The 13,437-nt window shown below is 51.0% G+C and carries 7 protein-coding genes; 5 read left to right on the top strand and 2 right to left on the bottom strand.

All coding sequences use genetic code 11. From position 1 onward, the window contains the following. The first annotated feature begins 11 nt into the window (after nucleotides 1-11). From ACZMIG_RS03870 to ACZMIG_RS03860, 3 genes are all read left to right on the top strand, one after another. On the top strand, nucleotides 12-1,982 hold the full coding sequence (locus ACZMIG_RS03870) for a RagB/SusD family nutrient uptake outer membrane protein (protein WP_287603211.1): 1,971 nt from the start codon (nucleotides 12-14) through the stop codon (nucleotides 1,980-1,982). Nucleotides 1,983-2,082: 100 nt separating this feature from the next. Then, nucleotides 2,083-2,871, top strand: coding sequence for a hypothetical protein (locus tag ACZMIG_RS03865; protein ID WP_487889087.1), 789 nt, complete (start codon nucleotides 2,083-2,085; stop codon nucleotides 2,869-2,871). Nucleotides 2,872-3,217: 346 nt separating this feature from the next. Further along, on the top strand, nucleotides 3,218-7,114 hold the full coding sequence (locus ACZMIG_RS03860) for a pectinesterase family protein (RefSeq protein ID WP_487889086.1): 3,897 nt from the start codon (nucleotides 3,218-3,220) through the stop codon (nucleotides 7,112-7,114). A gap of 221 nt (nucleotides 7,115-7,335) precedes the next feature. On the opposite strand, the gene ACZMIG_RS03855 is transcribed toward ACZMIG_RS03860, so the two are convergent. Continuing rightward, a complete protein-coding gene (locus ACZMIG_RS03855; RefSeq protein WP_487889085.1) occupies nucleotides 7,336-8,463 on the bottom strand; it encodes an aldo/keto reductase in 1,128 nt (375 codons plus the stop codon). A 172-nt stretch (nucleotides 8,464-8,635) separates the two neighbouring features. Between ACZMIG_RS03855 and ACZMIG_RS03850 the strand changes: the two genes are divergently transcribed. Beyond that, a complete protein-coding gene (locus ACZMIG_RS03850) occupies nucleotides 8,636-9,583 on the top strand; it encodes a helix-turn-helix domain-containing protein (protein WP_288172903.1) in 948 nt (315 codons plus the stop codon). A gap of 634 nt (nucleotides 9,584-10,217) precedes the next feature. Beyond that, on the top strand, nucleotides 10,218-11,951 hold the full coding sequence (locus tag ACZMIG_RS03845; RefSeq protein ID WP_484449133.1) for a helix-turn-helix domain-containing protein: 1,734 nt from the start codon (nucleotides 10,218-10,220) through the stop codon (nucleotides 11,949-11,951). Nucleotides 11,952-12,274: 323 nt separating this feature from the next. Here the strand turns inward: ACZMIG_RS03845 and phnW are convergent, their stop codons facing one another. Further along, nucleotides 12,275-13,363 (bottom strand): 2-aminoethylphosphonate--pyruvate transaminase, encoded by a 1,089-nt coding sequence (gene phnW, locus ACZMIG_RS03840; protein ID WP_487889084.1) that lies wholly within the window; start codon nucleotides 13,361-13,363, stop codon nucleotides 12,275-12,277. Between the last annotated feature and the right edge of the window lie 74 nt (nucleotides 13,364-13,437).

The following is a 13,437-nucleotide window of genomic DNA, read 5'->3' as shown; positions in this document are numbered from 1 at the left end:
AAGTAAAACTTATGAAAACAAAATTATTATATACGGCAATTATAGCCGGAACGCTGAGCTTCTCATCCTGTGAGCTCGACGAATACAACCCAACCGGCGGCGACGCAACAATAGAATCGTTCGACGCATGGTCAGGACTTGAGACTTACTGCTACTCGCCTCTGGCTGAACAGCTCTACAGCGTATATGACTTTATGTCTGTAGCAGAAGGAGGTACCGACATGTGGCTGACTCCGGGTGGAAATCCCGACTACGCAAAACAGCTCATCTATTATGATGGACTGACAACTAACACCAACGGTTCTAACAAGGTGTTCAAGCAGGCTTACTCTTGCATAGCATCATGCAATGCAGTAATAAACAACGCAGACAACGTAAAGGGCATAACCGACTACGACAAGAGGATTCTCACTGCCGAGGCAAAGACCCTGAGAGCATTCTACAACCTGCTGCTCGTAACCTACTACGGTCCGGTTACACTTAGCCAGGAGGACATAAGCAAGGGCGAAACCAACGTAAGACCTGTGCGCAACACTGTTGAAGAGTTCTATACAGCTATTATCAAAGACCTCACTGAGGCTTCTGACGAGCTCGACGTTCAGCCTTACGGCGGCAACTATGCACGCGTATGCAAAAAGACTGCTCTCGGACTACTCGCACGTGCCTATGCACAAGGTGCAGGCGAAGGTCTCTCTGAAAATGGAGTAAGCTACTGGCAGAGAGCAAAAGACGTGGCTGACGACATCATCAACAACGCCTCAGCATACAATGTTTATCTATATACAGACGTATCTGACCTGTGGGCACAGGCCAACAACCGCAACAACCCGGAGGCTCTGTTCATCGTTTCAGGACGTGATGCCAACGACGAGTCGTATAATTATGTGAACTGCAACAACAACTTGTTCACATACACAATCTGTAACCCATACAAGTGTAGCGACATCTACACACGCGCAGACAACACCAACTATTACCTTGGCCGTACAAACAATAATACAATTGCTCCGACCAAGTATACTCTAAGCGTGTTCGACCCGTCATGGGACAAACGATATGAAAATACATTCATGACAGCATTCGGTCTCTTCTCGATGGTTGATGCCGGATGGGTAGGACCTTACAGCGCATGCCGCGTAAAGATAACACCTAATCTCATTACAAAATATGGCATCGGTGAACAATACTTAGGTCAGTATATCTATCCTTATGTTGACATGGCAACATCTACATCTGCTTATGGCGGTAACCAGTACTACCCCACCGGTGTATGGGCCAAGGGCGACCACAGCGGCGACACAAAGAACCTTATAAAGGATGTGAAAAACGTTTACGTGGTTGACTATCCCGTTGCAGAAGACGACGACCGCTTTGCCATCGTACTCTCAAAAGACTACAAGAGCGCCGAAGAAAAAGCAAAGAGCATCTACTTCACAGTTAACATCGATGACTTGTTCGACGGTGACCAGTACAAGACTTCTCAGTTTGACGGCACAAATTCTTACCAGCTATATCCGTCACTCATAAAATATGACTGGTGCTACAACGGTGTTGTTGGCAACCACATGCAGCGCCGTAACGGAGACATGATGGTTATGCGTACTGCAGAGGTATACCTCATCGCAGCAGAGGCATGCCAGCAGCTCGGCATTCCGGAGGAAGCTATAAAATACCTGAAGCCGCTCCGCGACCGTGCAGCACGTCCGGGAACTGTTGCTCCTGAACTGACAGAAGTTACTGAAGAAACCATTCTTGATGAGTATGCACGCGAAATGGCAGGAGAATTCTGCCGCTGGGCTCTTCTCAAGCGCCACCACAAATTGGGTGAACGTCTGAAACTCTACAACTCTCGCGCAGCACGCTACTTCAACGAGGACATACATTATAACCGTCCTATCTCTGCCGACTTCCTCAACCAGATTGAGAACAAAGACGAATACGGAGACAATGGTTATGGAACTACCCCAAGTAAAGGATATTAACCTCTAAATATATAATAACATAAAATGTCGGGGCATGAAGAATATGCCCCGACATTTACCAAAAGCCTTAATTTTATTATTTACTTAAAAACAATTAATTATGAAAAATTTATTACTTATTGTAGCACTTGCCATTGCAGGTGCAATGAACTTAAATGCCAAGACAAGTATTCACATCCCTACTGTTGAAGAAGCACAGACAAACGGATGGGAAGCTCTTTGGGGCAGCTATGACTATGGCTACATTATGCCCGAAAACTATACATTTGTTGACAACGACGAATTTAAACTCTATCTGAACAAGGCTGCAAACGTTGCAACTGGCGTACAGTGCAAGGACAATTTCAGCATCGCACTGCAGATGGGATCTTCTATGGAAAGAGAAAGCAACGAGGCTGTATACATGCTCGAAGCACTCTACAACGGTATGAAGCAGCCGTATGCTGTGCTGACTCTGGAGCCCAAGGTGAGCGGAAAGATCTCTCTCTGCTACAGCCGCGGAAAGAACAGCACTACACTCTATGTGTTCGACACTACTGCAAAAGACGGACTGGGAGCATATGTAATGGCTAACAGCGTATTGTTCGACGATGTTGACGGAGCTGTTATGCCTCACTCTTCTGTTGTAAACGTAACAAAAGGACACAAATACTACATCTTCGGAGCTGAGACAGGTGCTAACATCGACTTCTACTCTTTCGGATTTACAAGCTACAGCGACTCTAACTACGGTGGAACAACAGGCATAGAGAACGTTGTTACAGGCAATGACGCAACTGTCAACGACGGCAAGATATACACAATCGACGGACGCTATATCGGCAAAGATAAAGAAAATCTCGGCAAGGGACTTTATATCATGAACGGAAAGAAGTTCGTTGTAAAATAATAAATTGTCAAAAATTTAGAAACCGTCTTTCTGACAGAAGGGCGGTTTCTTTAGATAAGAAGAAATCAAAAATATACAAATTTCTTACATTCAAGCCAAAATCAGTCATTATGCCGCACACGCTTTAATACTACAAACAGATTGACTCTTTCGGTCTTCCATGTGGTTTATGTTGCCTTCGTGTCATCTGTTTCTTCTTGACATAGTCTGGCTATGCATGCGAAAGATGAACGACAATAAGCTCAATCTCAGGCAATAATCCACGCGATCTCTAATGACAGATTTAGGTTAAGACAAGAAAATTCATTACAAACGTAAAAAACATAATCAATTAAAATTAAGAAAAATGAAACTAATCTCAAAGCTTGCGCTTGCCGCAGCGACATTGTTGCCTGCAACACTTAATGCGGGCGCAGCTATTGAAGGCAGTCTCGACCCACCTTCAGTAGTTGCAGAGTGGAGTAATTCGTCCACTTATCCTAAGATAATAGACATAAACTTCAGCGACGAAATGTGGCCGGGACAAACATGGACCGGCGAGACCGGCATGGACTGCCCTGAATATGCAGACGGCGGCTATGTGAACACTGTCATCGAAGTTCCTGCAAACGGCGGAACAGAAATAAAATATCCTGTTCTTTTCCACAACTGTATCTTCGCAAACAAAAAGTCATACAACGGCTATGCAGGTGCCACAGCAGCATTCTGTCGTCAGTACTATATGGGACAGAACACCACAGGAGCCGGAACATATCCTAATGACTGGACTGTTGAAGGACATACAAAATATATCGAAGACAACATAAAATACGGAGAAGACGGCAAGCCTGTATACGGCGAAGCCGGATTCGTGCAGATGTGCCGCGACGCATTCAAAGATCGCGACCCTGAAACCGGAGCACCTATCTCACAACACGGATGGATGGAAATAGACCACATTCCTTACGTAGAACGCATACAGTGGGCATGGTCTTCTACATCATGGGGACGCGGAATAAAGTGCGACATAAAGATTGGTGACGGCGACTGGCAGCCGCTGGTATGGATGGGTTCGGACATGCATAAGTTCGGCTACACATCATTCAGCGACCAAGGCTACTTCATGGAAAACGTAATTGACGCCCACGACGTGTCTATCCGCTGGCGCATCTGGGACGGCGAGAACATGAAAGACCCTGTGCAGACTGACGAAGAAGGACAGCCGGTGTTCGGCAAGAGCGAGAGTCCGTATACACAGCAACAGACCACCCGCGTACACAAGATACAGATTTTCGGCTCTGAGATAACTGCCGAGCAGGCTCAGTATGCAAAGGACAACCCTGTGAGCGACGTGGGCGAGCTGTCTGACATCGAGGGCGGCGGCGATACATCTGACGACAACGCTCCCGACGCAAACGCTCCGATAGAGCTCTATACCGTGGCTCAGGACGGCACGGGCGACTATACAAAAATCCAGGATGCCATCAACGCCGTAAGCGACGGCTCACGCGGTATTATATACATCCGTCCGGGCGTATATGAGGAAAACCTCTATTCGGGCACCAAGACTAACAAGAACAAGTTTATCAGTCTTATCGGTGAGGACAAGGCCACTACCATCCTGACTTCATCTGTAGACCGCGGCTCAAACAACCCGCAGAACACTTACAACGACTGCGCTGCGCTCAACGTGTATACATCACGCTTCTACGCCGAGAACCTCACCATACGCAACACCAGCGGCAACGTGGGACAGGCCGAGGCTCTGTTTACGGCAGGCGACGCACACATCTTCAAAAACTGTCTGATAAGCGGCTACCAGGATACATACAAGGCAAACATCGGCGCACGCGGATACTTCACAAGATGTACCATCGAGGGTACTACCGACTTTATCTACGACAGCGGTCTGGAGTGGTTTGAGAACTGCGAGATTAAATGTCTCAAGGGCGGCGGCTACATCACGGCTGCCGGCGATGCCGGACTGACACTCACAAAGACTCTGTATCCGGAACTCAGCACCGACAAGTTCTATGCCGGCCTGTTCTTCCGCAACTGCCAGGTGGTGCCGGCTCCGCGCGTATCTGCAGGCGACTACTATCTGGGACGTCCGTGGAAGGAGAAGTGCGGAACAATGTTCATACAGTGTACGCTCGACAAGCACATCAACACCAAGGGATGGACAGAATGGAGCGGAGCCGAGAACGACTGCTCTTACTTTGAATACAAGAACGTTGACAAGAGCGGAAACCTGATTGACACTTCATCACGCGCATCTTTCAGCCACCAGGCAACCGATGCTGAGGTAGAGGCATACATGAACCCAGAGTTCATCTTCTCTAAATTCTCTGACGTTTCTTTCGACTATAACGCAATCCTGAACGGCGCTGCAGAGCCTTCAAACTTCAACGTGTCTGCAACCGGCTTCACATGGGACGGCGACGACAAGGCTGCCGGCTACCTCATCTACAAGGACGGCGTATTCGTAGACATGACGGCAGAGCCTTCTTACACAAAGGACGCTGACGACAATGCTACATACACCGTGAAGAGCATCTCGCGCCACGGCGTAACATCAGACGCCGTTGAAGCCAAGGAAGGCGCCATGATGCTTGCATTCCCGACAGCAGAAGGCTTCGGTAAATACACATCAGGAGGCCGCGGCGGACAGGTAGTTACCGTAACTTCTCTTGCCGACGACGGCACAGAAGGTACTCTGCGCTGGGCTTTCGAGCAGTATCCCAACGAGCCTATAACTATCGTATTTGCCGTTAACGGCGAGATTCATCTCAACGGAAACCTGCGCGTAAGCCGCTCTGACTGGACGCTGGCCGGACAGACAGCTCCAGGCGACGGCATAAGCATCGTGGGCGACAAGGTTAACCTTGGAGGTTCACAGAACTTTATCATACGTAACATCCGTTTCCGCTCAGGCGACGGCAAGCAGGATCAAGCATGCGGAACAGAAAACTGCTCTAACTATATATTCGACCACTGCGCATTCGGATGGTCAGTTGAGGAATGTATGAACACTGCCGACAGCCACTTCCTGACAGTGCAGTACAGCATCGTTCACGAAGGTCTCTATCAGGCAGGCCACGACAAGGGTAACCGTGGATATGGCGCACAGTGGGGCGGATCACCCGTAACATACCACCACAACCTGCTCGCAGGCAACAACTCGCGCAGCCCGCGTATCAACGGCGCACGCGGCGAAGACTATGTCGTATTCATGGAATACGTAAACAACGTAAACTTCAACTGGGGCAGCGCCAAGGCTTGCTATGGCGGAGAGAACGCAGCCGAAATCACTTCTTACAACGGCAAGAACTCTGTTCACGAGTGCAACTTCATGAACAACTACTACAAGCCAGGACCTCAGTCACCATCTAACTCTGTGTTCGTATCAGTAGGTTACATGCGCGACATCGGTCCGTCATGGGCACCTTCTAAATGGTATATCAACGGAAACGTAATGGAAGGCAACGCCACAGCCACAGCAGACAACTGGTCGGCAATGGCTTCAGACCACTTCACATTCGACGAGTTGCGTGTTGACGAGCGCATCGTGACAGAGACTCCTTACTACAAGTACAACTCTGTTCTGGGCAACGAGGGCGAATACGACCCTGCACTCTACATGCTCACCGACATTCAGACTGCAGAAGACGCCTACAACACTGTGCTCGAGAAAGCCGGAACCATAAACCGCGACGTGATAGAACAGCGTGTCATCAACGACGTTAAGACCGGTACACCTAAGTACACCGGCTCGCTGGCCAACAAGAAGGGTATCATCGACTCTGTGAACGACGCTGAGGGCTTCGGTCTCGACCACGGCAACGAGAAGGCTCCTGCCGACACCGACGGCGACGGAATGCCCGACGAATGGGAGAAGGAGCACGGACTTAACGCCAACGACGCTGCCGACCGCAACCTGCGCAACGCCGAAGGCTACACAGCCCTCGAGGTTTACCTCAACGGACTCATGGGCGAGCTGCTCGACGACGACTTCACATCAGGCATAACACAGGCCGTTACCGAGAAGCCTGAGATAAGCTACAACAGCAGCAACAACACACTGACCGTAAGCGAAAACGCCATAGGCGCAACGCTGAGAGTGTTTACAACCGACGGCAAGCAGCTGGCACAGATGCGCATAACATCTGCCACAACACAGCTCAACAGCCTGCCTAAGGGCGTCGTACTGCTGTATGTAAGCGGCAACAACCTGTGCCCGAGAATATTAAAGGTGAACAAATAAAAATCTTGCATAAGCCTATATCATAAGAAATCCCGGCAGCCGTCATGGCTGTCGGGATTTTTTTATTTCTATAAAGGCAGCATGATGTTATCTGTCTGCCGCCATCACACGCCCGTCATGCCCCTATCAGAAGCTGCATAAGGCGCAACAACCGCCTCTGCCCCGCCCGTGCCGCCACCATGCCCTGCCGGCTTCCATACTCTAACAGACCGCGCCATGCCTCACTTGTCTATCTGACTCTCAGTGAAGGGGTCGGCACGATGGCCCATCAGGTCGATACGCGAGTATTCCATGTCAAACTCGTCAGCCTCGTCCGGCGTAAGCCTTACGCCTGCCGCACCAATAAAGTCGTCGAGATGGGCAGCACTCGTAGTTCCGGGTATAGGCACAATCCATGGCTTGCGCGACAGCATCCACACAAGCGAGAACTGCGCAGGCGTGATGCCCTTGCGCCGCGCCCAGCGCCCTACCAGCTCAGTCAGCGGCCTATTGTAGCGCAGGGCCTGCGGAGTGAAGCGCGGCAGATTGTGGCGGCGGTCATCACTGCCGAAGCGGCTGTCCTCGCCTATCGTGCATGTCAGATAGCCGCGACCGAGCGGACAATAGGGCACGAAACCTATGCCAAGTTCTTCGAGCGTGGGGAAAATCTTAAGCTCAGGCTCGCGCCACCAGATGGCATACTCGCTCTGAACGGCCGACACAGGACACACGCTGTGGGCACGCCTGATGGTGCGGGCGCTTGCCTCCGACAGTCCGAAGTGCAGCACCTTGCCCTCCTTTATCAGCTGTGCCACGGCGTAGGCCACCTCCTCTATGGGCGTGGCAGGGTCTACGCGGTGCTGATACAGCAGGTCGATGTGGTCGGTGCGCAGCCGCCTCAGCGAGCCCTCAACGGCCCGGCGCATATGTGCCACGCTGCTGTTGAGAGCCGTAGGGCGACCCTCCTCAACACCGAATCCGAACTTTGTGGCTATCTTAACATTGTCTCTTATGGGCTGCAGGGCCTCTCCCACCCACTCTTCGCTTGTGTAAGGGCCGTAAACCTCGGCCGTGTCAAACAGCGTAACGCCCTTTTCGTAGGCGCGGCGTATCAGCGCCACCATGTCGCGGCGGTCATAACGGCCGCCATAATAGCCCACCATGGGCAGGCAGCCAAGGCCTATGGGCGACACGCTCATGCCGCCCAGATTGCGGCGCTCGGCCTTAGGCTGCCGCCCCGTGCGCCCTTTATCCTTGCCTGTGGCAGCCATGGCGTCTGTGGCGGCAAGCACTCTCGACGTGCCCGTCAAGGCTCCGGCAGCCATGAGTGCCAGGCCCGATGCCGACTTTAAGAATTTTCTTCTGTCCATATCTTTCTGTCTTTTGGAGGTTAGTTGTTGTTTCTGTCGCAAAGATATGCCACGACAGAGCCGGCGCGGTATACAATTCTCATGCATAAGTACCATTTTCATGGTTTATGTTTCGCCGTTAAGGATAAATAGCGATATATTTGCATCAGCAACAACCAAAAAAGTTAAGGGCATGGCAAAGATTGAGAAGGTAAACACGGTGCACGACTATAACGCATACGTAGGACAGGCAGACGAGCACAGGCTGGCAAGCGTGATAAACTATGACGACCTGCCCCCGATAAGGCACAGCCTCAACAGCTACGGCATATACGGCCTGTTTCTGCGCGAGGACACGCTCGTAGACCTGACCTATGGCTGCGGCAGATACGACTACGACGAGTCTACGCTGATATGCGTGGCGCCTGGACAGACGGGCGGCAAGGAGGACAACGGCGAGAGAGTGGCTCTGAAGGGATGGGCCCTGCTGTTTCATCCCGACCTGATAAGAGGCACGTTTCTTGAAGGCAGGATGCACCGCTACTCGTTCTTTGCCTACAACGTGAACGAGGCTCTGCACATGCGCCCCGGCGAGCGCGACATACTCGTGGCATGCCTGAAGCTCATCAAGCAGGAGTTTCAGGCGCCTGACGACGGCTGCCGCGACTCTATCATCGTGGGCCTGATAGACATCGTGCTGCAATACTGCTCACGCTTCTACAACAGACAGTTCAGCTCGCACAGGCAGCAGAACAGCGACATACTGACACGCTTTGAGCAATTGATGCACAGCTACTACGACTCGGAAAGACAGCTTACGGACGGACTGCCTACCGTACAGGCATGCGCATCAGAGCTATGCCTCTCGAGCAACTATTTTGCCGACCTGATAAAGAAGCAGACCGGCATCACGGCCGGCGAACACATCCACCGCTTTGTGATGTCCATGGCCAAGAGCAGGCTGACGGCAGGCGAGCAGGTGTGCCAGGTGGCCTACGCCCTCGGCTTTGAATATCCGCAGCACTTCAGCAGACTGTTCAAGAAGATGGAGGGATGCACACCGTCTGAATATATAGCATCGAGAAGCAGGCGGCCTGACCATCGCGCTGACAACGGCGACACCGGCGCAACGGCCGGCTGATATATTCAGCATATCTGCACGGGCATCACGGCTGCAGAATCCATCAGCCGTTTGTAAACAAAAATGACATTTCCCGTCCGTTTGACGCCCTCAGAACGGCAACGGCGGGAGCGAAAGGGGGGAATGACGGGAAATATGGCGAAAAACGGCAGAAAAGATAAAATGCTGATGTACAGCCACTTACATCTAAACACAAATAAGACGGACACGGCTCATACTCTGAAAGATGCCCTTTGAGGCTCTAAAAGGGCACCTTTTGAAGGGCGAAAGGCTGCGTTTTATGCGTCAAAAGGATGCCTTACAGACCGAAAAACAATGGGGTTCGGGCTGTTTATGACGCTCTACAGCTAACAAAAGTTAAACAAAAGCATATTCGGACGGCAAGACATTAACATCTGTTATACATTGATTTCCTATAACGGAAAAATATTTTGTCCTGACTTTTTACCTTGTCTCATGCATGATTTGCACCTCCGTTTGGATTTATTATATGCCGGCAAGGCTATATAATACTCATGAAGGAAACGCAACGTCAATATGTCTTTTTCAAAATATTATGCCACATTTAAAATTATATTTATTACTTTTGTGCGCTATTTGGTTTAGATACAAACCGGCAAACAGAGTCGCTACTATGAAAAAATACAAGATATTCATTATTATCTGCGCGCTGCTCACCACATGCGCGGCATTTGGTTCCGGTGACACGAAATATACTAAGCTCGTGAAGAAGGTTTCGGTCAAACCGACGGCTAACATAATGAATATTGCTGACAGATATGCGGCAAAGGGCAAAGACGGCGAAGCCCTCGTGCTGTATGCCATAGTATATAACAGGTTTGACCCCAATGCTGCCGACAAGGAAAAGGACATGTGCGCGCTGGCAAGGAAGAAGGCCGGCACGCTATACTATGACAAAGGCAACTACATAAACGCCCTCGACGAATTTATCAACGGCGTGAAGATCAGCGAGGCGTGCTCCAAACCCACGTATGCGGCAAGTCTGTATAACTACATAGGCAACATCTACTGCATCTTTCTCGACTACGAGAAGGGCATACGCTACTATCTCAAGGCGTATGACCTGAGCAAGAAGTATCCCGACAGGAAGATGCAGCACAGCGTACTCGTTAACCTGACCGGCATGTACAGCTATTACATCAAGGACATCCCGAAGGCAAAGAAGTATTATCAGCTGTCTGAAAGCACGAGAGACAAGAACAACAAGACCGACACGTTCATGAGTTTCTACACGCTAAGCCTGATACAGATAAGCGAGGGCAACATCAAGCCTGCCATATCAAGGCTGAAATGGCTCGCCGGATATGCCACAAAGGAGAAGCTGGAGCCTAGGTTCCGCTGCTTTGCCTATCAGGAGATTTACAGCGCCTACAGGCAGCTGGGGGTAAAAGACTCTACGCTTAAATACATGCATCTGTGCGACCGGACGGCACAGAAATACAACCTTCAGCACACGTTCGTCACGACGACCAAGAGCCTTTCTGACTTTTTTCAGGAGAAAGGCGACATAGCCATGTCTAATCTCTACAAGTCGCGCTATCTCGACATCATGGACTCGATTTATGACATGAGAAAGTTCGACATGGTAAAAAACTCGCTGCTCAACTACGAGATATACAAGACGACAAAGGAGATAGAAGACCTGCGCACAAGCCAGCACGAGAGGATGCAGACCATCAGGATGCAATGGGTGATAATGTGTGCCGTGGCTGTTGTGGCGCTCACCACAATACTGTTTCTCTTCATTGTATGGAAGCAGAAGAAGAGAATACACAAGGGGTATATCAACCTGTATAAAATCAACCGCGACTTCATAGAGACGCAGGAGCTGCTGACGAGCCGACTGCGCAAATGCCGTACAGAAATAAGCGAGAAAAACGACATAATAGACAGTCTGAGGCAGGAACTCGGCAACGCAAAGGACACGGAAGAGAGCGCAGCCGAGGAGGGAATGAAATATCAGACAAGCAACCTGACCGACGGACAGATGCAGACCATAGCCGACGCCATAGGCAACGTGATGGAGAACACCACGGAGTTTTGCGACTGCAACTTCTCTCTCAGCAGGCTTGCCGACCTTGTGGGGTCTAACAGGTCGTATGTGTCGCAGGTTATTAACGACTCGTTCCAGAAGACATTCAACGACTACGTGACGCCTTACAGAATACACCTTGCCTGCAAGCGGCTCACCGACAGGGTCAACTACGGCAACTTCACGATGAAGGCTATAGCCGAAAGCGTGGGCTTCAAGTCGTACACCGCATTTGTCAATGCATTCAAGAAGATTACCGGCATCACGCCTTCTATTTATCAGAAGATAGCCCTCGACAACAATTCTAAAGAGTAGTCTGCCTTCCGCCTGCGCCGTCAAGGAAGCATAAACGCCCTGTCGGCCATAAGCATCAGGGCGCATCGCCGTTGCCGTATGGGTTTTTTTTGCAGTCTTATTTTCAGCATGCATGGCATGCAATTCGATAAAATACAGCCGGCAGGACGATGCCGGGAAACGACCCGACGGCTGAAAACAAGAGTCTTATTACAGCATAAGGCCATGCGCATGCCAGTGGTCTGTCTTAGCTTATGCAGGCCGCATAACAAGCAAGCCCGAGCCAGTCTCACGACCAGCCCGGGCTGAAAATTATCGATATTCTACTTTACTGATGCTTAATCTTATAGACTAATCTCTCTTATGGCCTCTATCAGGCGCTTGAAGTCGGCAGGATGCACGTCGCCTATGTTGCCTATGCGGAACGTGTCGGCCTGCGAAATCTTGCCCGGATATATCACGAAGCCCTTTGCCTTGAGCTTTGTGTAGAAGTCCTTGAAGTTGAAGTCGGCCGACGGATAATAGAACGACGTTATCACGGGTGACTGCTCCTCGTCGGGCAGCAGCGTCTTGTAGCCGAGGCTGCGCATGCCCTCCACCAGCGTGCGGTGGTTCTCGGCGTAGCGTGCATGGCGTGCCTCCACACCGCCTTCAGCCTTCAGTTCCTTCAGTGCCTGCATGAAGGCGCGCACCACGTGAGTGGGAGAAGTGAAGCGCCACTTGCCGTGTCCGCTCTCCATCGTCTGCCACTGGTCATACAGGTCGAGCGACAACGAGCGTGCAACGCCCTTGCATCCTTCGAGCAGCGAGCGGCGCGCAATGATGAAGCCGAAGCCCGGCACGCCCTGTATGCACTTGTTGGCACTGCTTATCATGAAGTCGATGCCCAGCGCCGCCATGTCTACGGGCACTCCGCCAAAGCTGCTCATCGCGTCCACTATCAGCGTCTTGCCGTGCTTCTTTACAACGGCTGCAATGTCGGCAAGCGGATTGAGCACTCCGGTAGTGGTCTCGCAGTGAACCACCGACACGTGTGTCGTCTCGGGATGACTGGTCAGATATTCGTCTATCTGCTTCGGGTCAACGGGCTGAGTCTCCTCAAAGCGCATCACGTGGCAGTTCAGATGATAATAGTCGGCTATCACGCCCATACGCTTTCCGTAGGCTCCGTTGGCAGCCACGAGCAGATGGTCGTCGGCCTTTATCACCGAGCCGAGCGTAGCCTCAACGCAGAAGCTGCCGCTGCCCTGCATCAGCACTGCCGTATATTCTTCGGGACGGCTCGACGCCAGCTCCACGAGCTCTTTGCGTATAACCTCAACAATGCCTATATTATAGTATTCGTCCCATGTACACCAGTCGCTCATCATGGCTTCCTTAACGGTGTCTGTGGTTGTCAGTGGTCCGGGTGTAAGTAATAAGTATGGTCTCATGTCGTTACTGTTTTTTATCGTTATTATCTATGCTCTGCAAGTTCCGGCCGCCGCGCGGCGGCTGTCATGCTTGT

Source organism: Xylanibacter sp. (assembly GCF_057607445.1).
Note: the sequence above shows the minus strand (reverse complement) of the source record. Positions and strands in the feature narration are given on the sequence as shown.